Source organism: Thioclava sp. F36-7 (assembly GCF_002020075.1).
Classification (GTDB): Bacteria; Pseudomonadota; Alphaproteobacteria; order Rhodobacterales; family Rhodobacteraceae; genus Thioclava; species Thioclava sediminum.
The window spans coordinates 1-23,624 of record NZ_MPZR01000009.1 but is presented as its reverse complement, the minus strand read 5'-3'; the positions used below and the strand labels follow the sequence as shown (position 1 = coordinate 23,624).

Below are 23,624 nucleotides of genomic sequence, written 5' to 3'. Positions count from 1 at the left end.
CAAAATGAGCCAGAGGCTCCCTTGGTTTAGGCCGGCATTTCTCCCAAAAACTCTGACAACGGACACTCTGTGGGTATCAATACTGCTTTGAGCCAAGCGGAAGCACTGCTCAAATGGTCTTGAACCTCAATGTCGCTTTGTCCCAACCCATCTGAATGTTTTCGGCGGATTTACTGTAGCTTGGAGGCACCTAGACCAAACAGATATGGAAAGGACATTGAAATGGGCAAAGGACAAGGAAACGGCGGAGGTTGGCCGTCCACAACAGGCAACCCGAGTGGCGGCGGGCGTTCTAACGGGGGAAGCAAGGGGAAATAGACGAACACTGCGCCCCTCACGCAAACCTGTGGGGGGCATTTTATGCGCGCGCTCGACGCACCAAATGAGACCAAAACGCCAACCCATCATCAAAGGCCCTATCCAAATCCGCCGAAGGATACTTATCACGCAGCTCAGACAGACCTACCTCCTTGGAAAACTGCAGGAACCCCAGAACTAATCCAACGCACCATGCGACCGCCGCCAACTCTTCCGCGCGATTGGGATGCTCTTCCTCCGCATCAAAATTCGCGGCAAATGCGGCTTCCAAGAGAGTGCGATGCCGATCCAATACGCGCGCGGTGAGCCTTTTTTTACTGCGATCCAAGGCACTTAATTCGTCCGCAACTGTTTGCATCGGCCCACCATCTGGGTCTCCGCTAACCAGAAACGTCGCAACGTTTTGATACACGGGTTTTGGCCCTCTTTTAGGTGCTGTTTTCGGTTGCGGAGTGAAGACTTGTAGCCAAGACACCCATGCACCTCCAAGCAGGTCAGCGCGTGCGGGGACAAGGTTTTCAATGTCGATTCTTGACCAAATACCATCGCTTGAAATGAGAGCCACCACCCACAGAAAGAACACGACATCACTGGTGACCAAACGCTCAACACGCTCAATTTCCGTCTCGTTGGGCACGGGAACGAGAGGTTTACCAGCTCCCAACCACGGATAATACAGGAAGTCCTTACGCGTAGTATTTCCGCTTCGTGACCCCACTGCGAGCTTCTCCGCCCGCTCAATCATCTCCAAGATGGAATCGCGCTTCCTCGGACTAGATTGCATCACAGGCGGCGAAAGTAAAATCGAGACATCGTTGGTAATCGGCAAATCCGACAATGACGACATTTGAAGCGCCTTTATTTCCCTGTAGGCTTCAGGATCTGAAGACTTGCTTCCGTGATACCGTTGGATTTCTCGGCTAAGACGTGTTTCTGTCTGAATTCCTTTCAACCCATCCGCGCTAAGCGTTCGTGCAAGGGCTCGGTAAAGCCTTACGCTTTCCTTATCCGTGTCATCCCGACTCCCAAGGAACTCTGCGGGCCCGATGTCGCCCAACTCGTTGGTGGTCCCGTTGCAGGTGCCAAACTTGAGAAAGAGGCGTAGGTAATATGGAAAAATGAACATTCGGTTATCTGCGAAATAGACGTCTACAGCAGATCCAAACGCTTACTTGCATTCTTGCGTGTAAGAAACCATCAGCGTCGCTTGCATCACCGAAACGTATTTCGAATTGTTTTCCGTTCGAGGCCGGCCCAAAGCCGACCTTTGTGTCTGATACAGCGAAGGGCGGGTCACGGCTCCACTTCAGACGTCGGCGTGCCTGCCTCTTGCTCTTCGATCATTCCCGATAATCTGCGCCTCGGTGAAACGGCTCTTTCGCATGCGCCTGTTCCTTCAAGGTCGGGTAGACTCTACATCATGGTGAGGGATCTCGCAGGAGGCAGGTCAGGTCTTATATCGGCGCGCCGCTTTTCGCCGCGGTCTAAGCCTCCGGGGCGGATCCGGCGGCGAACCCTTTGCGCGCCGTCGTCGCGGCGGCGTGCAGGTGGGTCTGCATCGCGGTCTCTGCCCAATTCGGGTCGCCCGAGCAGATCGCATCTGCAATTTCTTGGTGATGCGCGGCGGAGCGTTCAATCGCGGCTTCATCATAGCTGTGGAAGGTGCGCGCAACCAGAGCGAGGTTCACCACGAGCGACAGCATCGCCTCCAGCCGCGGTGAGCGCGAAGCCACGAGGATCAACTGGTGGAACTCGCGGTTCGCCTCGGTGATCTCGCGGAAATCGTCCTCGCTGCGTGGCGGCACGTGGTTTGCCATGCGCTTTGCCAGCCGTTGCAGCTCGGTGCATTGGGTCTCATCGGCGAAACCGGCGGCACGTTTCGCGGCGTAGGATTCCAGCAGCAGGCGGATCTGGAAGATCTGTTCGATCTCGTCGGGACCGAGGCCCACGACGCGCAGGCCGGGGCCTGCCTCTCGCGTCAGTAGCCCCTCGAGCAGCAGCCGCTTCACCGCCTCGCGGATCGGGGTGCGCGACATCTGCAGGCTCTGTGCGATCTCGGCTTCGGTCACACGCTCATTCTCGGCGTAATGGCCAGAGAAGATCCGTTTTCGAATGGCAAGATAGGCCTGCTCGGCGGCGCCGATCCGCGCGCCGCCCTCCTCTTTGTGTCCCATTTCGCCCCTCTCCTTCGCCTGATCAGGCCGTCTGAGGCTTGGGGAAGCCGCCCGCTTTCATGAGCATCCCCGGCACCTCGTGCCCCACCGCGCTCTCGAGCGCCTTCGCGGTCTCGATCGTCTTATCCAGATCGTATCCGGTTCTAATACCGGAGCGCTCAAACATGTAAACAAGATCCTCGCTCGGCACATTCCCGGTCGCGCGCGGGGCGAAGGGGCAGCCGCCGACACCGCCGAGCGCCGCATCGAAAGAGCGCACGCCCGCCTCATAGCCCGCCCAGGCATTCGCGAGCCCGGTGTTGCGCGTGTTGTGAAGATGCAGCCGGATCGGCAGGTCGGGATAGCGTTCGCGCACGGCTGCGACCCGTTCGGTCACATCGCGCGGCGAGGCCACGCCGATCGTGTCGGCCAGCGTCAGTTCGTCGGGCGGTGTCTCCATCACCTGATCAAGCACCCAGATCAACCGCGAGACCGGAACCTCGCCCTCGAAGGGGCAGCCGAAGCCCGCCGCGAAGGTCACGTTCGTCTTCTGCTTTCCCTTGGCGCCCGCAGCGATGTCGCGCCATTGCGCGATGCCGTCCTCGGTCGTCATGCCTTGGTTACGCTGGCTGAACGTGTCGCTGAGAACGATGGCGTAGTTGATCTCGTCCACCCCTGCCGCTTGCGCGCGCAAGAAGCCGCGATGGTTCAGCACCAGCCCGATATAGCGCATCCCCTCGCGCGGTAGCCTAGCGCAGATGTCTTCTGCATCGGCCATCTGCGGCACTTTCGTCGGATGGACGAAGCTGGTGATCTCCACCCGGCGCGCGCCTGCATCGATAATGCCCTGCAGAAGCTCCAGTTTTGTATCCATCGAGAGGATTTTCTTCTCATTTTGGATACCGTCCCTCAGGGAAACATCCACTATTTCGACGTTATTTCCCAATATTTCGCCCTCCCGAAGAAAAATTGTTGCCATGCAACTTCAAAAATGTATGCATTAATTTTGAGGAGAGTCGAGTCCGCTCTGGTGGGCCGACGTGAGGAAGAGGATGAAATACCATATGGCCACGAAGGCAGAAACCGCGCGCAGCGGGCCGCTTAATGATGTTCGCGTGCTCGAGATGGGACAATTGCTGGCAGGCCCCTTCTGCGGTCAGTTGCTTGCCGATTTCGGCGCCGAGGTCATCAAATGCGAGCAGCCCGGCTCCGGCGATCCGCTGCGGGTTTGGGGGCAGGAAAAGCCCTATGGGAAATCGCTCTGGTGGCCGGTCGTCGGGCGCAACAAGAAATCGCTGACGCTCAACCTGCGCACCGAAGAGGGGCAGGAGATCGTGCGCGACCTGATCCGCTCGACCGACATTCTGGTCGAGAATTTCCGCCCCGGCACGATGGAGCGGTGGAACCTCGGCTATGAGGATCTTAGAAAGATCAATCCGCGCCTGATCATGGTGCGCGTCACCGGCTTCGGCCAGAGCGGACCTTATTCCAAGCGCGCGGGCTATGGCGCGATCGGCGAAGCGATGGGCGGTCTGCGTTATGTCGTGGGCGATCCGTCGACGCCGCCGAGCCGCATGGGTATTTCGATCGGCGACGAACTCGCCGCGGTCTATGCCTGCATGGGCGCGCTGATGGCGCTGCATGCGCGCGAACGCACCGGGCAGGGCCAGATCGTCGACAGCGCGATCTACGAGGCGGTGCTGGCGATGATGGAAAGCACGGTCAGCGAATATGATGTCGCGGGTTACGTGCGTCAGCGCACGGGCGCGACCCTACCGAATGTCTCGCCCTCGAACGTGTTCGAGACCCGCGACGACAAGCTACTGCTGATCGCCGCCAATCAGGACACGGTGTTTCGCAGGCTTGCCGCGGCGATGGGGCAGCCCGAACTGGCCGAGGACGAGCGTTATGCGACCCATTCGGCGCGCGGCAAGAACATGCGCGCGCTCGACGGCAAGATCAACGAATGGACCAGGACGCTCGATCTGAAGTCGCTGGAGGAGGTGCTGCACGAGCATGGCGTGCCCTGCGGTCTGATCTACAGCGCGGCCGAAATGATCGACGATCCGCATTTCCAGGCGCGCGAGGCAATCGTGGAGCTGCCGCATCGCGATTTCGGCTCGATCAAGATGCAGAACGTCGCGCCGCGCCTGTCCGACACGCCGGGCGAGATCCGCCATGTCGGTCCCGAACTGGGAGAACACACGGAGGAAATTCTGGGAGGTGAGCTCGGCATGAGCTCCGACCGTATCGCGGAGCTGCGCGAGGCGGGGATCGTCTGAGCTTTTCGTTCGGCGCGTGCTTTGGAGGAGCGGCGCGCGTCGGGCAGTGATGGCATTTCGCCAGACAAAAGGCCGGCAAGGAGGTCGGCACTCATTGGGAGGACTATCATGAAATCTTATGCAATTGCCGCGATGCTCGTGGGCAGCGCACTGATCGGCACCACCGGACAGGCGATGGCCGAAAAGACTCTGCGCGCGACCGTTCAGGTGTCGGTCGATCACCCGATCGGCGCGAACCTCGTGACCTTCAAGGACGAGGTCGAGAAGCTCTCGGGCGGCGATATCAAGGTCGAGATCTATGACAGCGCGCAGCTCTTCAAGGGCAGCGAAGTTCCGAAGGCCGTGGCGAGCGGCGCGATCGATATGGGCGTCGTGCTGGCGGACGAATATTCCGGCACCGTGCCGGCCGCGGGTCTTTTCAGCGAGCCCTTCCTGTTCCCGAGCTACGACGTGCTCGCGAAGGCCGCCGAACCCGACAGCCCCGTGCGCAAGACCTTCGACGACCTGATCGGCAAGACCGGGACGAAAGTTCTCTGGTGGCAGGATTACGGCCCCGTGCAAATCCTCTCGAAGGACCAGCCGATCCGCACCCCCGCGGACATGAAGGGCAAGCTGGTGCGCGCGCTCGGCAAGCCCTCGGGCGACTTCATCGAGGCCGTCGGCGGCACCCCGGTCGTGATGGGCGGCTCCGAGCAATTCATGGCCTATCAGCGCGGCACCGTCGATATCGGCATGAGCGGCACGACCGCCACCAAATCGCGCAAGCTTTATGAGGTGATGAACAACGTTACGATGACGAACCACGCTCTGGCAGAGTTCATCGTGGTCATCAATCCCGATGTCTACGCCTCGCTGAGCGACGAGGAGAAGGGCTGGGTCGATCAGGCCGCGCATGATGCCGAGATGTCGATGCGGGCCAATACCCGGAAGCAGAATGAGGAAGCCGCGAAATGGCTGCAGGAAAGCGGCAATGCCACGGTTACAGACCTGTCCGACGATGAGATGGAGCAGTGGCGCAAAGCCTCGGCCCCGGCGATCGACATCTACATCAAAGATGCGGGCGATGTCGGCCAGAAGCTGGTCGACGAAGTTCGCGCGCTCTACTGATCGCGGCCCCGCGCCATGATGGATGAGCACATTCCTCAGCGGCCGGAGACCCCTTCGGGGGGCTCCGGTTCGCAGGACGGTCCGCGCGCGTTGCGGGCCGTCGACGCTGTTTCCTCCATCGCGGCATGGGGGGCTGATATCGCCATCGTCGCGATCTGCTGCATGGTCAGCTACGAGGCGCTCGCACGCTACATTCTGCACGCGCCGACGCGCTGGACGGCGGATGTCGCAACGACCCTGATGCTGTGGTTGACCTTCATCGCGATGGCGCAAAGCCTGCGCCATCGGCGGATGATCCGGATCACCGCGCTGATTGGACATCGCAGCCCCAACGTCGCGCGACTGGTGGAACTGTTCTCGCTGCTCGTTATTGGCGGCTTCTCGGTGCTCGCGGTCTGGCTCTGCTGGGGCGAGCTGATGGAAAGCGTCGAGATGGGGCGGCGCACGGCGAGCATGCTGCAGATGCCGCAATGGATCGTCGAGGCGCCGGTCGTGATCGGCTACGCGTTGCTCGCGCTGCAGGCTTTCGCGGATGCGGCTCGGCTCTGGATGCGTCCGCCGCCCGAATTCAGTCATTCTGAAGATCCAGAATTTCACGAAGACGAAGGGCAGGGCGCATGATCCCGGTTTTGATTATCCTCGGGCTGATCGCCTTGCTGCTGACCGGCTTGCCCGTCGCCTTCGGTCTCGCGACCTTCGGCACGCTGCTGATCGTGCTCAAAGGGTTGCCGCTTGCGCTGATCCCCTCGAACCTCTTCGGCGGGGTCAATGACTTCGTTCTGCTCGCGGTGCCGCTGTTCCTGCTGATGTCCAACATCCTGCTGCGCGGCGGGGTCGGGCGCGATCTGTTCGTGGCGCTGCAAAGCTGGGTCGGGCATCTGCCCGGCGGCCTTGGCATCGCGGCGCTCCTGTCCTGCGGTGTCTTCGCTGCGATTTCGGGCAGTTCTGTTACCACCGCCGCGACCGTCGGCACCGTGGCGATCCCCGAGATGACGAAACGCGGCTATGGCAAATCCTTCACCCTCGGCCTTCTGGCCGCCGGGGGCACGCTGGGCATTCTGATCCCGCCCTCGATCCCGTTGATCGTCTATGGCGTGATCGCCGAGGAGAGCATCGGCAAGCTGTTCCTCGCCGGGATCGGTCCGGGCCTCGCCTTGATCGTCGTCTTCGGCATCTACGCGGTGTTCGCCTCCACCATCGGCTCGCGCGCCAGCGCCACGCCGAAAGCCACCTGGCCCGAGCGGCTGCGGGCGAGCCGTCGCGCCATGCCGACCGCGATCCTCGCGGTGATCATGCTGGGCGGCATCTATTCCGGCGCTTTCACGCCCACCGAAGCCTCGGGCATCGGGGCCTCGGTCGCGCTGCTGATCACGGTGCTGCAACGCTCGCTCAGCTGGAAGGGCTTCCTTGCGGCGGTCCGCGACTCCGTGATGACGACCTCGGTGATTTTCCTGATCGTCATCGGCGCGAAAATCTTCGGCCGCGCGATCACGCTCTACCAGATCCCCGCGCAGGTCGCGCATATGTTCGAGCTGGCGGGCGACAACCGCTGGGTCTTCCTACTGATCGTGTCGATCATCCTGCTCTTCGTCGGGCTGTTCCTCGAGAGCATGTCGATGCTGCTGATCATGGTGCCGGTGTTCCTGCCGACCGTGATCGGGCTGGGGATCGATCCGATCTGGTTCGGCGTCTATTTCGTCCTGTTGATCGAGATCGCGCTGATCACACCACCGGTCGGGCTCAATCTTTTCGTCATACAGGCGATCGCGAAGACCGGGATCGGCACTGTGATCAAGGGGGTGACGCCCTTCGTGCTGCTGATGCTGCTCATAGCGGTGACGATGTGCCTGCTGCCCGGCCTCGCGCTGTTCATTCCGTTCAGTTTGTGACCAGGTTGGGCGGTGCGGCATATGGCGGGGCTGTGCCCGAAGCGCGCCCCGTGCGCCCCGGACGCCCCGCGCGCGCTGGGCCAGGCGCGCGGCGCGAGATCTGTCTAGGCCGGGGAGGGCCGTGACGGAGTAGCGACTCAGGCGGTCAGGGAGAGACCAGAGGGAGGAGAATATGCGTCTTGGATTTTCACGGTATAGGCCCACCGGATGATTGAACCTGTCATCGTGGTGATTGCCTTGATCGGCCTGATCGGCATCGGCGCGCCGATCTTTCTCGCGCTGGGCGCAAGCGGTCTGCTCGGTCTTTGGATGGCGCGCGGATCGCTCGCGTTTTTCTTCGCGCCGACGTCGTTTTTCGGCCAGCTCAACTCGTTCGAATTGATCGCGTTGCCGCTGTTCATCCTGATGGGCAATCTGCTGGGCGCGACACCGGTGGGCAAGAACCTGTTCCGCGCGGCGGCCCTATGGCTGCAATGGCTGCGCGGCGGGCTGGCGATTGCGACCGTGGGCGCCTCCGCGATCTTTGGTGCGGTGTCCGGCGTCTCGGTCGCGGGCGTCGCGGCGGTCGGCTCCATCGCGGTGCCGCAGATGCTGGAACGCGGATATTCGCGGGGGTTGGCGGCAGGCTCGGTCGCCTCGTCGGGTGCACTTGCCATGCTGATCCCGCCCTCTGTGCCCTTCATCATCTACGGCGCAGTGTCGGGCGTCTCGGTCGGCTCGCTCTTCATCGGGGGGATCCTGCCAGGGATCGCGCTGGCGGCGGCGCTGTCGCTCTACATCTATATCCGCGTGCGGCTGAAGCCCGAGCAAGCCCCCAGCGAGGAAGGCCCCGCGCCGTCGATGGGCGAGAAGATGCGCTCGCTCGCCGGTATCTGGCACGCGCTGCTGCTCGTCGTGATCGTGCTCGGCTCGATCTATTCCGGCATCGCGACCCCATCAGAGGCCGCGGCCTTCGGGGCGTTGGGCGCGTTTCTCATCGCAGTTTTGGTGTTCCGCGCGCTGACATGGCGCAGCCTCGCACTGATCCTGGCCTCGTCGGTGAAGGTCTCCAGCACGATCCTTCTGATCATCGGCTGCGCGAAAATCTTCGGCGATTACCTCAACCTCGTGCGGGTGCCCGAGATCGTGGCCGAAAGCCTGACCTCGACCAATCTGCCGAACTGGGGGATCCTCGTGATCCTGATGCTGGCGCTGATCCTGCTGGGGATGCTGGTCGATGCCGTGTCGCTGATCGTCGTGACGACGCCGATCCTGCTGCCGCTGATCCAGACGCTCGGCTACGACCCGCTCTGGTTCGGCATCATTCTCGTGATGAATCTCGAGATCGCGGTGGTGACGCCGCCGGTGGGGCTCAACCTCTACGCGCTGCGTGGGGTGTGCCCGATGCTCAGCGTCGAAGAAATCGTCCGCTCCATCGTGCCCTTCGTCGCGGTGCAATTCGTGATGCTGATGATCTTCGTGCTGTTCCCCGGGATCAGCCTCTGGCTTCCGAGCCTGCTGTGACCGGATCGTTTCTGCAAGTTCAAAGGGAGGAGAACTAAAATGACGCAGACAAGACGCAATTTCCTGGCAACCGGAGCCGCACTCATGGGAGGGAGCGCGGTTCTGGGAATGGCCGGCAGTCCGGCCTTCGCGAACACCACGCTGACCGGGGTGAGCTACCTGCCGCCGAGCTACAAGGCGCTGTCCTACGGGTCGGCGGGCTTCGTCGAGCGGCTGAATCAAAGCGATGCTGTGACGGTCGATTATTACGACAGCGCGAAGCTGCTGAAGGCCGACGAGCAACTGCCCGCCCTGCGCGCAGGCACGATTGACTTCATGTTCCATACGACGAGCTACATCACCCGCTCGGTGCCGATTCTCGGCGTAACTGGTCTGCCCGGCGTCGTCGAAGAGCTTTACGAGAATCCTGACCGCCTGAAGAAAGGCAGCCCGCTGTTCGACCTCATCAACGAGCAACTGGCGAAGGAAGACCTCTACATGGTGTCGATGATGGGCAACATCCTGCAGCCGGAATACATCTGGTCGAGCGCGGATGCCCCGGTCCGTTCGATTGCCGACGTGAAGGGCAAGAAGGTCCGCGTCGTCAGCTTCGAAGGCACCAAGGTCATCGAGAATTTCGGCGGCGCGGCGGTGCGTCTTCCGTCCTCGGAACTTTACCTCGGGCTGCAGCGCGGCACGGTCGATGCGGCGGTGGCCAATATCTCGACGATCATCGGGCGCTCGCTGCAAGAGCAGCTGCACCATGTCTACAAGCTGCCGATCACCGGCTTCGGTATCGGTCTGTTCGTCACGCCGAAGCGTTGGGAGGCGATGGACGCCGACACCAAGGCTGCGTTCGAGACCGCCGCCGACTGGTTCGACGCCGAGGGCGCGAAATACTCCAATGACGTCATTTACAAGGACGAATATTGGCCCATGGTGGAGGAGGCCGGGATCGAGGTGATCGAGCCTTCGGAGGAAGATCTGCAAGCGTTGACCAAGTCGGCTGAAGAAGTCCGCGCGGCCTGGATCGACGAAGTCGGCAAGGACCTCGGCGAGCGCGCCATCGCGCTTGCGACCGGTCAGGCGAGCTAAAAGGGAGGGCGCCGTGAGGACGATTTTCAACCGTATCGTGCGGGGCACGCGGTTCCTTGGTCAGCTGGTGCTGGTCTTCATGGTTCTGACGATCTGTTACGATGCGATGATGCGATACATCTTCGCGGCGCCGACCTCCTGGTCGCTCGAGATCAACACGTTCCTGATCGTCTATGTCGCCGTCATGGTGGCGGCTGACGTGCAGCGAACGGACAGCCATATCCGGATCACCTTCTTCGTCGAGAACGCGCGGCCCCTCGTCAAACGGGGCACGCAGGCGATCATCGCGCTGGCGGGGATGGCGTTTGCGGGGATCATGACGTGGCGTGGCTTCCTGATGGCCTATCAGGCGTGGGACTACGGCGAGCGGGTATCGTCGAGCTTCGGCACGCCGATGGTGATCCCCTACGCGTTGCTGCCGCTCGGCTTCGGCACGCTCGCGCTGCAATTCCTGTTCGACTTCCTCGACGCCACGATCTGGCCGGATCGCGGCGGGGACAAGAAGCATCAGGAGCTTCAGGAAGTCTGAGCCGCATCAGCAGCTTGCTCCGAGCATGTGCAGGTGCGTCCGATCAGGCGACGAGGTCAAGCGCGATCGGCGCGATCGGTTGAGGGATCATTTTCCAGCCATCCACCTTTCGCACTTGGATCTGGCTCGATGCCATCGACGCCCACGGGAGCATCGGCACGGCTCCGGCGAAGGAGAGCACGGTCTGGCTCTTGATGCGGCGGCGGAATTCCTCGTTCAGCCGCAAAGCCGGCATTGGGATCGAGCGCAGCGAACGGCCGCTCCCCGCCCTTCCTGCTTCGGCGCAGTGAACGGCCCAAACCCGACATTCGAGCATCGCGTAGAGTGGGTCAGCAGGCGGTCCGTAGCAGACACTAAGCTGAGGTTGCTTTCTCCATAAGATCTCATGTGAAGTCTGGGCGAGTCATCATGGCATTTCGAAAGGCCTCGCACGCAGTGCGCTCACATAGTCAGATCGACCCGTAGCGGCATCGGCCTTTGTAAATCAGGATGTCGACCGAATGGTTCGACCGTCTTCGCGCCATTCAGGCAGCCCGCCGTCGAGACGACGGGCATTGAAACCATTCTTGCGCAAGAACGCCACGGCTTGGTGGGCGTAGACGCAGTATGGACCACGACAATAGGCCACAATTTCGGTGTTCCGGTCGAAGTCCGTCAGGAACTTGTCCAGCTCCGTCACGGCCATGTTGAGCGCGCCCGGGATATGGGCATGGGCAAATTCGTCGGCGGGGCGCACGTCGAGAACGGTCACCGACCCTTCACTCAGTCGAGCGGCAAGCTCGTCGCGGTTGATCGGTTCCGGCGCGTCTTCGCCGTTCGATAGCCCGCGCAGAATCTCCCCAACCTGTGCGAGGTTCCTTTCGGCAACATCGCCCAAAATTCCCAACAACGTCAGTGTCCTCGCGTCGGTCAGCCTGTAGATTATCGCCTTGCCGTCGCGCCGACTGGTGACAAGGCCAGCGCGCCGCAATTGCTGCAAATGCTGCGAACAGTTCGCGACAGTGAGCCCGGTTTTTTCCGCAAGCGCCTCTACCCTGCGCTCGTTCTGGGCGAGCTGTTCAAGAAGCATAAGGCGTGCGGGGGCCGACAAGGCCCGCGCGACAAGGGCGTATTCTTCGAGAAGGGCCATCTTCGGGCTAATTGACATGGGCTGCCTCGGAATATTACATCATTCAATCGAATAATCGAATAATCGAATAATCGAATAATCGAATAATCGAATAATCGAATAATCGAATAATCGAATAATTGAATAATAGCGAATCCAGCCTGCGCCACAAGAGCAAAGCCGAACGCATGACCGAAACGATCCTCTCTGCCGAGCCGACGATCCGACTTGCCGCTTTCTTGGGCGTGTTGGCGGCGATGGCGTTGTGGGAGGTCGCGGCCCCCCGGCGGCGCAGAGAGATACCGCGCTTGATCCGTTGGACGAACAATATTGCCATGGACTTTATAGATACGGTGATCCTGCGCCTGGCATTCCCGATCCTCGCAGTCGGATTGGCCGTCATGGCCGAGGACCGTGGCTGGGGGCTGTTCAACAATCTGGAGTGGCCGACTTGGGCGGCCATCCTTGTTTCGATGCTGGTGCTCGATTTGGCGATCTACCTTCAGCATGTCATGTTCCACGCGGTTCCCGGACTTTGGCGTCTGCATAGGATGCACCATGCCGATCTCGACTTCGACGCAACAACGGGCCTGCGGTTCCATCCGCTGGAAATCCTGATCTCGATGGGGATCAAACTGGCGGTGGTCGCGGCGCTCGGGCCGCCTGCGGTCGCGGTGCTGCTGTTCGAGGTGATCCTGAATGCGACCGCGCTTTTCAACCACGCCAATATCGATCTGCCGCGTCCGGTTGATAGAGTGCTGCGCCTGATCGTGGTCACGCCCGACATGCATCGCGTCCACCATTCCGTCGACCCGCGTGAGACCAATTCGAACTACGGCTTCAACCTGCCCTGGTGGGATCGGCTATTAGGCACCTATGTCGCGCAACCGGCAAAGGGGCATCAGGACATGGAGATCGGGATCGAACAGTTCCGCACGCGTCGTGATCTTTGGATCGACAGGATGCTGCTCCAGCCCCTGCGTGGCCCGGCTTCGGGCCATGCTCTCGACCCACGCATCGCGGTGGAGGAAGAGGAATGACTTATACCCTCGGCATCCGCGAGAACCTGCGCCCCTTTCCTGAACAGTTCTTGCAGGTTCTCTTTTTCGGCTGTCCGGAGGCCCGTTTATCCCTGGAAACGCACCCGCGCTTGAATCCCGCCCCCGATCAGGAAGAGACAGATGCTTGAATTCATAACGCGACGCCTTGGCTATGTGGCGATCTTTCTGGGCCTTGTGTCCCTTGCGCTTCTTGCTTTGTCCGTCTGGGGGTATCGTGCGAGCGGATGGCCTTGGCCCCAAGCCTATGACTTCGCCGGTTGGGGTGTTTGGACGGCATTAGCGGGGGTCGTCGCAGCACTCGCGACTTTGGTGGCGGCTATCCGCAAGAGGCACGGTGCCAGCATCGCGCTGATTGGCCTTATCCTGTCATTGCCCGTTGCAGGCCTCGGGGTGGCTTTCGAAATCGCCGCTCGGACGACACCGCCGATAAACGACATCTCGACCGATACCGAAGACCCGCCGGTCTACTGGTTCACCGTGACCCCAACGGACTACCCGGCGCAGAATGCCGCGCCACAACGCTCCGCCTATCCGAACGTGCGCCCGCTGGTCCTTCCGATCCCGGTCGAAGATGCATTCGCAGAGGCGTTGGCCCTTGTTGAAACGCGTGGCTGGGAGGTTCTTTCGGCCGACCCTGCGGAAAACCAGATCGAAGCCATCGCCCGAAGCCGCGTCTTCGGCTTCGAGGACGAGGTGGCAGTTCGGGTCACCGACGTCGAGGCAGGCAGCCGCATCGACATGCGGTCACGCTCGCGCATTGGGCAGATCGACCGCGGGGCCAATGCCCGACGCATCGAGGCGTTCCTTGCGGAGCTGCAAGCACAAGTCACCGAATAAGATCGATCGGCAACGCAATGTGCTCGACGGACTGCTTCAGGGCCGGACACACAAGGAAATCGCGAGGATGCTCGGGATTTCCCAGCTCACAGCGAGGGTATATCAGGAGCGCTTGATGGAGAAATTCGGCGTCGCCAGCCGGGTAGAATTGATCGTCTGCGCGTCTAACGGGCACCTCCCCAAAGATGAAAGATCAAGTCAGCAAAACTGACGCAAGCGCATATGAGCGTTTTCACGGCTATTGCCGGAACCCTCCCGCGCTGCAAGGACGTTAGGAACCAGGTGCCATATTCGCCGGAGGAGACCAATGCCCACTGACGCTCCGCGCAAGACAGCGCAGCTTTACCGAATGGCCATGCCCGGTCATCTCTGCCCTTTCGGGCTCAAGTCAAAGGACCTGCTGGAGAGACAGGGGTTCGATGTCGAGGATCACCTCCTTGAGACGCACGACGAAACTGAGCAATTCAAGCAGCGCCACAGCGTGGAAACCACGCCGCAGACATGGATCGACAACGAGCGCATCGGTGGCTACGACGCCCTGCGCAAATATTTTGGCAAGCCGCTGCGCGAGGACGGGGAGACCACCTACACACCGGTGATCGCGATTTTTGGCGTTGCCTTCCTGATGGCGCTGGCTGTCGGCTGGGCGGCTCTCGGAACCATGCTTAGCGTCCGCGTCCTCGAGTGGTTCATCGCGATCTCGATGACTTTGCTTGGCATCCAGAAACTTCAGGACGTTGAAGGGTTTTCCACGATGTTCCTGAACTATGATTTGCTTGCCCGCCGCTGGGTCAGATACGGGTATCTCTACCCCTTCGCCGAAACTCTCGCTGGGCTGTTGATGATCGCCGGGGCGCTAACGTGGCTTTCTGCACCGCTGGCTCTGTTCATCGGCACCGTCGGGGCGGTCTCGGTATTCAAGGCAGTTTACATCGACAAACGAGAACTGAAGTGCGCCTGCGTCGGCGGAGGTAGCAACGTGCCCTTGGGGTTTGTATCGCTCACCGAAAACCTCATGATGATCGTCATGGGGCTCTGGATGGGTTTGCGGTTCCTTCTTTCTGTCTGACCAGCTTTCTCGCTCCTAATGTCTGTCCGCGACAAGAAAGCAAGACGGACACGTCCTCGTCAGCACCGGTCGATCACGACATGGGATTCACTAACGACGCCTCGGAGGCATATGCGCGCTCGCACAAGATGCGGAGCCAAGGATGTCGCGGGTGGTTGCGAGCGGCGAAGCCAGCATCGCCGTTACGAACCGCCTCCGGAGCAGACAGCATTGTGGGCTGAAACACAGGGCGACTTGGACCCAGCATCCAGCCCGATGCACCTGCGCCTGAGAATCGAATTTTCTCAGGCGCATGCTCGTGATCCGGCCAGCAAATGGCGCCTGTCTAAAGGCCTCTTCGCTTAGGCTTTACGTGTCCAAGAGTAGAGCTCTTACTCTTCCAGTGCTTTGCGCCGGGCTTGGTATTCCTCGGGGTCGATCTCGCCCTTTGCGAGGCGTTCCTTGAGAACGTCGAGCGCGGTGCTCTGGCTCCGGCTCGGGCCACGTTCCATCAGCCAGCGCACGGCGAGGATCGCAAGGACGATCAGGACGCCCCAGAAAATCACCATCATGCCGATGCCGAAGAAGCCGTAGCCGTCGCCCCACATCATCGGGTGTCCGTAGTAGCCGTCACCATAAGTGCCGGGCGCGTCAGCTAAAGCCGCATTGGCGGCCAGTGTCGAAAGAAGAGTGGTGTATACAGAAAGTTTGGTCATGTCGGCCTCCGCAGTTTCGCTTCGGGTTCGATACGCCGTTCACATGTCCAGCACTTTGAGCGAGGTCAAAAATGCGCGGTGAAACCGAGCGTTCACCAAACTGTGTTTTCCTTTGACGCACACTCGCCGAGTCACAGCGAAATCCAAAAAATCTATTTCCGGCCCTTGAGCCTCCAGTAACTGGAGCCCCTACATACCCGATAGATCCGAGTCGAAAAATCAATTTCGACTATGCTGCGATAGGAGAAATCGTCATGGATACCGCTGTTCATCACGCGCAAGAGCCCCTTGCGCTTCCGGCCCTTTCTGTCGATGTCGAGGGTATGACCTGCGCGTCCTGCAGCGCGCGTGTCGAGCGCGGCTTGAGTAAGCTTCCCGGCGTTTCCGACGCGGGCGTGAACCTTGCCACCGAGCGGGCAGAACTGCATTTCGACCCGAAGCAGATTTCGGCCGAGCAGATCGTCGAGGCGATCCGCGACACCGGTTATACCCCGGTGAGCACGGAGGCTGAACTGTCTATCGAGGGTATGACGTGTGCGTCCTGCGTGGGCCGTGTCGAGCGCGCGTTGAACAAGGCCCCGGGGGTTCTGGAGGCCAGCGTGAACCTTGCCACCGAGCGGGCCAAGGTGCGCTTCTTGCCCGCGATGACTGACGCGGACACGCTCGCTGCAACGGTGGCTGATGCAGGCTATGAGGCACATCCGGTCGGCGACGCCGCTGAGGCTGCTGAGAGCGACGGGGAGAAGCGCCGTGCGTCATTGCGCGCGATGGGGCGCGACGTGGCGCTGGCGGCAATCCTGGGCGCGGTGATCGTTGTGGTGGGCATGGGGGGGGCATTCGTGCCCGCCTTCGACCGCGCGCTCGCCGCCGCCAGCCCGTTCGCGGGCTTCTGGGACTGGGTCCAATTCGCTCTCGCCAGTGTGGTGCTGTTTGTGCCGGGGCGGCGCTTTTTCAGGCCCGGTTTGATCGCGTATCGCCACTTGGCGCCCGATATGAACTCGCTGGTCGCTACCGGCACGGGTGCAGCCTGGGCCTACAGCACATTGGTTCTGCTCGCACCTGCCTTGTTCCCGCCCGAAGCGCGACACGTCTATTTCGACAGCGCCGCAGTGGTGATCGCCGCAGTTCTGGGCGGCAAGTATCTGGAAGAGATTGCCAAGGGTCGAACCTCCGCCGCGATCCGCAAGCTCGTGGGACTGCAGGCCAAAACCGCGCACCGGCTCGATAGTGAGGGCGTCGAGCAGGACGTGCCAGTCGCGCAACTACGTGTCGGCGACCGTCTCGTCGTGCGCCCGGGAGAGCGCATGCCGGTCGATGGCCGGGTGGTTGAGGGCCGCGCTCATGTCGACGAGGCTATGCTGACAGGCGAACCACTTCCGGTCGCCAAGACCGACGGCGACGAGGTCGTCGGCGGCACGGTCGATCAGGACGGACGGTTGGTGATCGAAGCGACTTCGGTCGGCGGTGACACGGTTCTGGCGCAGATCATCAAGCTGGTGGAAAGCGCTCAGACGGGCAAGCTGCCGATCCAAGGCCTCGCCGACCGGGTGGTGCGGGTCTTCACGCCCATCGTGCTGTTGATCGCGACGCTCAGTTTCATCGCTTGGATTCTGATCGGCGGCAACATCAGCGTGGCGCTGGTTGCGGCGGTGGCGGTGCTGGTTGTGGCCTGCCCCTGCGCGATGGGGTTGGCAACGCCAGCGGCGATCATGGTCGGCACCGGGCGGGCGGCGGAACTGGGTGTCCTCTTCCGCAAAGGTGAGGCGCTTGAAGCCCTTTCGCATGTCGACACTGTGCTGTTCGACAAAACCGGCACACTGACCGAGGGGCGACCGGTTCTGGTCGACATGGTTGCAGCCGAGCAGGACCAAGCGTTGCGTCTCGCTGCTGCGCTGGAGACCGCGTCCGAGCATCCGCTGGGTCGTGCCATCGTCACCGCCGCGAAGGAAAAGGGACTCGATTTACCCGAGGTGACGGACTTCCGCGCGGTCGCGGGGCACGGCATCGAAGGCCGCATCGACGGCCGGCTGGTGCGGGTCGGCGCGCACCGCTTCATGGCAGGTGAGGGGATCGAGCTGGGTGACCTCGGTTCGCGCGCGGCCGAGATGGAGGGCTCGGGACGAACGGTCGTCTATGTCGCGGTCGACGACGCAGCGCTCGGCCTACTGGCCATCGCCGATCGCGCTAAGCCCGAAGCGAAAGCGGTGGTCGACGCGTTGCGTTCGCAGGGCGTTTCCGTGGCGATGGTTACCGGCGACGCTACGGCGACAGCGCGGGCGGTGGCCGACCAGCTCGGCATCGACGACGTCCATGCGGAAGTGCTGCCGCAGGATAAGGCCAAAGTGGTCACGTCGCTGCAGAGTGAAGGTCACAGCGTTGCCTTCGTCGGCGATGGCATCAACGATGCACCAGCGTTGGCGCAGGCAGATGTCGGCATCGCTCTGGCGACCGGCACCGACATCGCCATCGAAGCCGCCGATGTCACCCTGACCCGAGGCCAGTTGGGCGAGGTGGTTACCGCGCTGAGCGCGGCACGGCACACGCTCGGTAACATCCGCGGCAACCTTTTTTGGGCGTTCTTCTACAACGTCATCCTGATCCCGATCGCGGCCGGGCTGGCTGCGCCTTGGGGTATCCACCTCAACCCAATGGTTGCCGGTGTCGCGATGGGGCTGTCGTCGGTCTTCGTGCTTGGCAACAGCCTGCGCCTGCGCCGCCTGAAAGCGTTCAAGACCGGGGCCGAAGCCTGATCAACCCACTTGAAGAGAGAGGAAAAGACCATGAGCCAATTCACATTCGCTGTCACCAGCCCCGAGGGTTTCGACGCGACGGTCGCACGCGTGACCGAGGCGCTGAAGGACGAGGGCTTCGGCGTGCTGACCACCATCGATGTGGCCGCTACGCTCAAGGCCAAGCTGGGGCTTGAGCGTAGCCCCTATATCATTCTCGGTGCCTGCAATCCGCAGTTCGCCCATCAGGCGCTCGAAGCCGAGCCGGATATTGGTGCCCTGCTGCCCTGCAACGTCGTCGTTCGCGAAGAGGCAGAAGGCAAGGTCGGCGTGCTGTTCATGGACCCGGCGGCAGTGCTTGGCCTGGTCGCAAACGCTGACGTCGATCGCCTTGGCAAAGAGGTCGCCATCAAGCTGCGTCGTGTGGCCGAAACGCTTTCCGCCTGACCTATCAAAAACCAGAAAGGAGACAAAATATGAGCGACATCAATCTCAAGATTACCGGGATGACCTGCGGCCACTGCGTCAAGGCTGCGACCAAGGCGCTGGAAGGTGTAGCGGGCGTCGAAAGCGCCGAGGTTACGCTGGAACCCGGCGGAGCCGTCGTGAAAGGCGCGGCCGAGCCAACGGCGCTCATCGCCGCGGTGAATGAAGAAGGTTACGAAGCCGAGGTCCAGTAGGATGACCGAGGTGCTCGTCTATACCAGCCCTGGCTGCCCTGACTGCGCGGCAGTGAAGCGCTACCTGACCGAGCGTGGTATCGCATTCGACGAACGCGACGTCTCGCGCCCCGGCGTAGCCGAGGAGGCGAAAGCACGCTACGGCGTGCGCGTCGCTCCGATCACCGTCATTGACGGCGTAGCAACCTACGGAACCTTCGCCGACCAGAAGCCGCGTCTTGAAGCGACGTTCAATCGGTCGACTTGAAGTAACGGGCAATCCGTCAAGCGGCGGCGGGCGCAAATCTGCTCCGCCGCCGCATTTTCATTGAACTCAAATCGCCTCAATCGCCTTTGCCAGCATGTCGCGCACTTCGCCCGCGACCGACTTGAGCTGCGGATTGTCGATCGCCATCATCGAGGCCGCCGGGTCGATCGCGCAGACGAGGATATCCGCGCCGTCCTGCCGCAAAATGACGTTGCAGGGCAGCATCGCGCCGACGTTCGGCTCCAGCTGGATCGCCTGATGCGCCATCTTCGGGTTGCAGGCGCCGAGGATCATGTAGCCGGCCATGTCCTCATCCAGCTTCTTCTTCATCGTGGCCTGCACGTCGATCTCGGTGAGCACGCCGAAGCCCTGCTCCTTGAGGGCCTCGCGCGTTCGGGTGTCGGCCTCTTTCAGGGTGGTATTGGTGAGGCGTTTGTCGATGGTGTAGCTCATTGTCTTGGATCCTCTGATGGTGAGCGGTTCAGGATTCGACCGGGTAGTCCTGCGCGGACCATGCGCCGAAGCTGCCCGGCACCGCGGAGACGTTCTTGAACCCGGCGCGGTGCAGCAGGCTCGCAGCGACGCTGGCGCGGTAGCCGCCCTGACAATACACCGCATAGTCGGTGGAACGGTCGAGTTCGTCCATCTCGTCTTCGAGCGTGCCGAGGAAATGGTGGATCGCGCCGGGGATATGGCCGCCGTCCCACTCCTCGTCCTTACGCACGTCGAGCGGGGTCAGATCGCTGCCCTTCAGTTCCTGCACGGTGACCTGCGGGATCTGCGCAAGCGGTCGCCCGGAGGTGCGCCATGCCGAAATGCCGCCGTTGAGGTAGCCCGCGAATTTCGTGAAGCCGACGCGCCAGAGCCGCAGCACGGCCTCGTCGATCTCGGCACTCGTTTCGCTAACAAGCGCAATGGGTTTGTCGGGATCGAGTATCCAGCCCGCCCAGACCGACAGGATCGGCTGCAGCCCGATATTGAGCGACCCTTCGATAAAGCCGCCGCCGAAGGCGAGCATGTCGCGGAGATCGACTAGCTGCACGTCATCCTTGGCGATCAGCGCCTCGAACTCCTCCGGCGTCTTGCCGATGCAGCGCGGCAATCCCTTCATCACCTCGGGGCCCGCAGCGTTCACCTTCTTGAGGCGCGGGTAATGGGTTGGCACCGGCGGCGCGTCCTTCGTCATCTCGTCCTTGAAGGCCTGCAGATCGGTGATCTGGACATATTTGTTATGGGCTTTCTCATAGGCGATGCTCGTAGACATCCGGTCGCCGATATTCGGACCGCAGGCCGAGCCCGCGCCGTGACAGGGATAGACGAGCACGCCCTCGGGCAGCTGCATGTAGAATTCCTGCGTGGTGCGGAACAGCGCCTCGGTCAGTTCCTCGGTCTTGTCGTCACCCAAGAGGTCGGGCCGGCCGACCGAATCCACGAAGAAAGAATCGCCGCTCAGCACGCCCCACGGGTCGTCATTGTCCTTCTCATAGAGCAGGAAGGAGACGTGTTCGGGCGTGTGCCCCGGCGTGTGCCGCGTCTCGAGCGTGAGCTGGCCGAAGGTGAACTTGTCGCCGTCGCGGATGCCCTCATGCGCGAAGTCATATTCGGCGCCGCCTTCGACGCTGACGCAAAGCTTGGGCGTGCCATCCAGCCGGTCCACCAATTCGCGCGCGCCCGACAGGAAGTCGGCATGGATATGGGTCTCGAACACATGGGTGATCGTCAGGCCGAGCGCCTTGGCGCGCTCGATATAGATATCGCAATCCGGGCGGGGATCGACGACGGCGGCGGTGCCGCTGCCGGTGTCGCCCAAGAGGTAGGAGCACTGGGCGATCCCTTCCGCAAGGATCTGTTCAAAACGCATGGTCATGTCATTTGCCTCCGAATTTCCGTCAGCTCGGGATTGCCGGAGAAATGCGTGGGGAGCGATTCACGTTCCGAATTCTGAATGTGTTCCATTTGTAGGATGGGCATGGCGGCACTTAGACGCCGACAGTGTCGGCAGGAAGCGGCCAACCAACTTCGAATGCTGCGGCGGCCTGGAGCTCAGAGCGGGTGAATTGACGAAGCCAGCGAAGCGGGCGCAGTGACAGCCAGCCGGAACCTCACGTGAACTCGACCGTTTCGATGCGAAGTCACCCTAAGCATTTTAGGAGTTCGTCCATGATACCCGACTGGCTGCACATCCTATCGTTAATCTCTCTCACTGTTGGCGCGATTTCCGCAATTGTCATCGCGTGGGACGAGTCGAAAGACCCCCAGCACATGTGGATCATGAATGTGGTCTGGCCTGTCGTGGCGCTCTTTGCCTCGGTGATCGTTCTCTGGGCCTACTTCACCTACGGCAAGCTCGGGGCGCACAGCAAAATGCATGCAGCGATGGAGAAGGACGAGACCCCGCCAAACAAGAAATACACGCCATTTCCCATGATGGTGGCCAAGGGCGCATCTCACTGTGGCAGTGGTTGCACGCTTGGAGACATCATCTCGGAGTGGTTGCTGTTTTTCGTGCCGGTCATCGCGACTTGGTTCGGCTGGAAAGAACTCTTTGCCGAGAAGATCTTCGCCGCTTGGATTGTAGACTATATCTTCGCGCTCGTGATCGGGGTGGCCTTCCAGTATTTCACGATCAAACCGATGCGGAATCTCTCCGTGAAAGAGGGTATCATTCAAGCGATAAAAGCCGACGTCCTCTCCCTGTCAGCTTGGCAGATCGGGATGTATGGTTTCATGGCCGTTGCGCATTTCTGGATCTTTGCAAGCATTCTTGGCGTGAAGCTTGAGGTGAACAGCGTTGAATTCTGGTTCATGATGCAGATCGCGATGATATTCGGCTTCATCACCTCTTACCCGGTGAACTGGTGGCTGATCCGGAAAGGGATCAAGGAAAAGATGTAACTCCACGCTGGTCTGGCCCTGAGAGATGCCACCAATGTCAAGAAAAGTGCATTTGAGCGGAGGAAAGATCGATCGATGTCGATCCCGTGTTTCGACCCGTTGACGCGACTTTTCTTGACATGGCGACAACCATCTCGCCTCCGGGATGCCACGATCGGACGTGCCGACGAAACTCCATCGCAAAATTTGCCATCGCGCCTACCAGTCTGGGCGCGATAGATAGCTTGGCGTTTCAGGCGCGGGCGAATTACTCGATGTGACGACCTGCGAGTAGATTGCGCATTCAAGGGACTGCGGCGGCGGCTTGTTGCGTTGACTTGTGTCAAGGTGACAATCTGGAACCCCGGTAAGATGCTCGAATGAAGCATCTCAAAGGAATTCGGCGTGGCCAGGGGCAGCCCATGTGGGGCGCACTGTGGAGAATCTTCCTGGTGATCGCGCTCATCGCAGTCACTTTGCAGGTGCCAGCTGTTATCGAGGAACTGGGCAACCATACCTCTCTCACCGTATCGGCGCACAATGCCTTGCCCCCCATTGAAAGCGGCGTTTCCTTAGTGGGCTGCCATCGTGCGCATCACCATGCGCATTCACTATGTGCCCCAGCGGTTATCCTAACGGAAGAGGCTGGTATCGAACCAAAAATCTACGATAGCCATACCCTCCCAATAAATGTGCTTTCGATGGAAGGGCATATCGATAGCCCGCGCGCTCCCCCTCCCAAATCTCTCGTCTGACAGAAGTAACGGCTTCAAAGCTTTTGGCGCTGCTGCGGAACATCCTTCCGAGCGCCAACTAGCCACACACAGACGAAGGAAAAGAAAGATGAAACATTTTTATTTTGTGTCGACGATAGCGGTTGTCGCATCATCCTTGCTTGCCTTTTCGGCAAGCGCTGAGCAATCCGGTGTTATGCACGACGGTGCCATGATGGGCGGGCTTGTCGTTCCGGAAATGGATTCGGTTGAAGGGCGGCGCCTGTTCGCGTCGAAGGGCTGTGTCGTATGTCACTCAATCAATGGGGTAGGGGGGACAGACGCTCCGAACCTCGATGCGAGCACGATGGCAATGCCCATGGATCCGTTCAGCTTCGCTGCCAAAATGTGGCGAGGGGCTCCGGCAATGATCGCAATGCAGGAAACGGAACTGGGAGCCCAGATCCAATTTACCGGGCAGGAACTGGCGGACATCATTGCCTTCGTGCATGATCCGACCGAACAGAAATCGTTCTCGGAAGCCGACATTCCAGAAAATATTAAAGAGCACATGGAAGGTGACTGAGCTAGGCTCAAGCTGGCGGCCCGTCTTTCGGGCCGCCGGATTTGCTATGGCTTGCCGAATTGAACACCTTTGTTAGCTCGGGCTTTTTCAACGTGACCTGCCATGGGTCTTTCATCCAGCCACGACCGGAGCCCGGTTGGTGTTTACGCCGATCGGCGCAGGTTGAGCAA

General features: G+C 61.0%; 25 protein-coding genes and 1 pseudogene. 18 read left to right on the top strand and 8 right to left on the bottom strand.

All coding sequences use genetic code 11. The annotated features are described in order from the left end of the window. Window positions 1-358 precede the first annotated feature (358 nt). The 3 genes from BMI89_RS16090 to BMI89_RS16080 form a co-directional block, all read right to left on the bottom strand. Window positions 359-1,444, bottom strand: a complete 1,086-nt coding sequence (locus BMI89_RS16090; RefSeq protein ID WP_078571848.1) for a hypothetical protein — start codon at window positions 1,442-1,444, stop codon at window positions 359-361. A 358-nt stretch (window positions 1,445-1,802) separates the two neighbouring features. Further along, window positions 1,803-2,492: a GntR family transcriptional regulator gene (locus BMI89_RS16085; protein WP_078571847.1), complete on the bottom strand. Its 690-nt coding sequence runs from the start codon at window positions 2,490-2,492 to the stop codon at window positions 1,803-1,805. A 22-nt stretch (window positions 2,493-2,514) separates the two neighbouring features. Further along, the gene (locus BMI89_RS16080; protein ID WP_078571845.1) at window positions 2,515-3,450 is read right to left on the bottom strand and encodes a hydroxymethylglutaryl-CoA lyase; all 936 of its coding nucleotides are present in this window, start codon (window positions 3,448-3,450) and stop codon (window positions 2,515-2,517) included. 85 nt (window positions 3,451-3,535) lie between these two features. Between BMI89_RS16080 and BMI89_RS16075 the strand changes: the two genes are divergently transcribed. The 7 genes from BMI89_RS16075 (at window position 3,536) to BMI89_RS16045 (ending at window position 10,855) form a co-directional block, all read left to right on the top strand. Further along, a complete protein-coding gene (locus BMI89_RS16075) occupies window positions 3,536-4,753 on the top strand; it encodes a CoA transferase (RefSeq protein ID WP_210402172.1) in 1,218 nt (405 codons plus the stop codon). Window positions 4,754-4,861: 108 nt separating this feature from the next. Beyond that, window positions 4,862-5,860 (top strand): TRAP transporter substrate-binding protein DctP, encoded by a 999-nt coding sequence (gene dctP, locus BMI89_RS16070; RefSeq protein ID WP_078571842.1) that lies wholly within the window; start codon window positions 4,862-4,864, stop codon window positions 5,858-5,860. Window positions 5,861-5,950: 90 nt separating this feature from the next. Further along, window positions 5,951-6,481: a TRAP transporter small permease gene (locus BMI89_RS16065; protein ID WP_246832053.1), complete on the top strand. Its 531-nt coding sequence runs from the start codon at window positions 5,951-5,953 to the stop codon at window positions 6,479-6,481. After that, entirely contained in the window at window positions 6,478-7,749 is a 1,272-nt protein-coding gene (locus BMI89_RS16060) for a TRAP transporter large permease (RefSeq protein WP_210402171.1), read from the top strand. Before BMI89_RS16065 ends, BMI89_RS16060 begins: the two co-directional genes overlap by 4 nt. Before the next feature lie 207 nt (window positions 7,750-7,956). Further along, window positions 7,957-9,252, top strand: a complete 1,296-nt coding sequence (locus BMI89_RS16055; RefSeq protein WP_078571840.1) for a TRAP transporter large permease subunit — start codon at window positions 7,957-7,959, stop codon at window positions 9,250-9,252. 39 nt (window positions 9,253-9,291) lie between these two features. Continuing rightward, window positions 9,292-10,326, top strand: coding sequence for a TRAP transporter substrate-binding protein DctP (gene dctP / locus BMI89_RS16050; RefSeq protein WP_078571839.1), 1,035 nt, complete (start codon window positions 9,292-9,294; stop codon window positions 10,324-10,326). A gap of 13 nt (window positions 10,327-10,339) precedes the next feature. Continuing rightward, window positions 10,340-10,855, top strand: coding sequence for a TRAP transporter small permease (locus BMI89_RS16045; RefSeq protein ID WP_210402170.1), 516 nt, complete (start codon window positions 10,340-10,342; stop codon window positions 10,853-10,855). A 43-nt stretch (window positions 10,856-10,898) separates the two neighbouring features. Here the strand turns inward: BMI89_RS16045 and BMI89_RS16040 are convergent. Both BMI89_RS16040 and BMI89_RS16035 read right to left on the bottom strand, forming a co-directional pair. Next, a pseudogene (locus tag BMI89_RS16040) lies at window positions 10,899-11,078 on the bottom strand (IS256 family transposase); the annotation flags it as partial. A 261-nt stretch (window positions 11,079-11,339) separates the two neighbouring features. After that, window positions 11,340-12,002 (bottom strand): metalloregulator ArsR/SmtB family transcription factor, encoded by a 663-nt coding sequence (locus BMI89_RS16035; protein WP_078571835.1) that lies wholly within the window; start codon window positions 12,000-12,002, stop codon window positions 11,340-11,342. Between the two features lie 149 nt (window positions 12,003-12,151). Here BMI89_RS16035 and BMI89_RS16030 point away from each other — a divergent pair, with 149 nt between their 5' ends. From BMI89_RS16030 to BMI89_RS16015, 4 genes are all read left to right on the top strand, one after another. After that, a complete protein-coding gene (locus tag BMI89_RS16030) occupies window positions 12,152-13,003 on the top strand; it encodes a sterol desaturase family protein (protein WP_078571834.1) in 852 nt (283 codons plus the stop codon). Next, the gene (locus BMI89_RS20910; RefSeq protein WP_168176827.1) at window positions 13,000-13,152 is read left to right on the top strand and encodes a hypothetical protein; all 153 of its coding nucleotides are present in this window, start codon (window positions 13,000-13,002) and stop codon (window positions 13,150-13,152) included. The genes BMI89_RS16030 and BMI89_RS20910 overlap by 4 nt, the downstream gene beginning before the upstream one ends. Further along, window positions 13,145-13,861 carry a DUF1499 domain-containing protein gene (locus tag BMI89_RS16025; protein WP_078571832.1) on the top strand — a complete coding sequence of 239 codons (717 nt, stop codon included), beginning with the start codon at window positions 13,145-13,147 and terminating at the stop codon, window positions 13,859-13,861. The genes BMI89_RS20910 and BMI89_RS16025 overlap by 8 nt, the downstream gene beginning before the upstream one ends. Window positions 13,862-14,168: 307 nt before the next feature. Next, complete coding sequence (locus BMI89_RS16015) at window positions 14,169-14,930, top strand: glutaredoxin (protein ID WP_078520080.1); 762 nt, start codon at window positions 14,169-14,171, stop codon at window positions 14,928-14,930. Between the two features lie 371 nt (window positions 14,931-15,301). On the opposite strand, the gene BMI89_RS16010 is transcribed toward BMI89_RS16015, so the two are convergent. Next, window positions 15,302-15,625 carry an SHOCT domain-containing protein gene (locus BMI89_RS16010; protein ID WP_078520079.1) on the bottom strand — a complete coding sequence of 108 codons (324 nt, stop codon included), beginning with the start codon at window positions 15,623-15,625 and terminating at the stop codon, window positions 15,302-15,304. 254 nt (window positions 15,626-15,879) lie between these two features. On the opposite strand from BMI89_RS16010, the gene BMI89_RS16005 reads away from it, so the two are divergent. From BMI89_RS16005 to BMI89_RS15990, 4 genes are read left to right on the top strand one after another with little or no spacing between them, the layout of a single operon-like run. Then, window positions 15,880-18,375 carry a heavy metal translocating P-type ATPase gene (locus BMI89_RS16005; RefSeq protein WP_078571830.1) on the top strand — a complete coding sequence of 832 codons (2,496 nt, stop codon included), beginning with the start codon at window positions 15,880-15,882 and terminating at the stop codon, window positions 18,373-18,375. Between the two features lie 30 nt (window positions 18,376-18,405). Next, entirely contained in the window at window positions 18,406-18,801 is a 396-nt protein-coding gene (locus BMI89_RS16000; RefSeq protein ID WP_078520077.1) for a DUF302 domain-containing protein, read from the top strand. A 29-nt stretch (window positions 18,802-18,830) separates the two neighbouring features. Further along, a complete protein-coding gene (locus BMI89_RS15995) occupies window positions 18,831-19,034 on the top strand; it encodes a cation transporter (protein ID WP_078520076.1) in 204 nt (67 codons plus the stop codon). Window position 19,035: 1 nt separating this feature from the next. Then, window positions 19,036-19,281, top strand: a complete 246-nt coding sequence (locus BMI89_RS15990) for a glutaredoxin family protein (protein ID WP_078571829.1) — start codon at window positions 19,036-19,038, stop codon at window positions 19,279-19,281. Between the two features lie 66 nt (window positions 19,282-19,347). Here BMI89_RS15990 and BMI89_RS15985 read toward each other — a convergent pair whose 3' ends face one another. Both BMI89_RS15985 and BMI89_RS15980 read right to left on the bottom strand, forming a co-directional pair. After that, complete coding sequence (locus BMI89_RS15985) at window positions 19,348-19,734, bottom strand: DUF302 domain-containing protein (protein WP_078520074.1); 387 nt, start codon at window positions 19,732-19,734, stop codon at window positions 19,348-19,350. Window positions 19,735-19,762: 28 nt separating this feature from the next. Continuing rightward, on the bottom strand, window positions 19,763-21,148 hold the full coding sequence (locus tag BMI89_RS15980; protein WP_078571827.1) for an MBL fold metallo-hydrolase: 1,386 nt from the start codon (window positions 21,146-21,148) through the stop codon (window positions 19,763-19,765). 293 nt (window positions 21,149-21,441) lie between these two features. On the opposite strand from BMI89_RS15980, the gene BMI89_RS15975 reads away from it, so the two are divergent. The 3 genes from BMI89_RS15975 to BMI89_RS15970 all read left to right on the top strand — a co-directional run bounded on the left by BMI89_RS15975 (window position 21,442) and on the right by BMI89_RS15970 (window position 23,454). Then, entirely contained in the window at window positions 21,442-22,176 is a 735-nt protein-coding gene (locus tag BMI89_RS15975; RefSeq protein WP_078571825.1) for a DUF4396 domain-containing protein, read from the top strand. Between the two features lie 359 nt (window positions 22,177-22,535). Continuing rightward, complete coding sequence (locus BMI89_RS20635) at window positions 22,536-22,910, top strand: hypothetical protein (RefSeq protein WP_143593930.1); 375 nt, start codon at window positions 22,536-22,538, stop codon at window positions 22,908-22,910. 88 nt (window positions 22,911-22,998) lie between these two features. Next, window positions 22,999-23,454: a cytochrome c gene (locus tag BMI89_RS15970; RefSeq protein ID WP_078520071.1), complete on the top strand. Its 456-nt coding sequence runs from the start codon at window positions 22,999-23,001 to the stop codon at window positions 23,452-23,454. The last annotated feature ends 170 nt before the right edge of the window (window positions 23,455-23,624 follow it).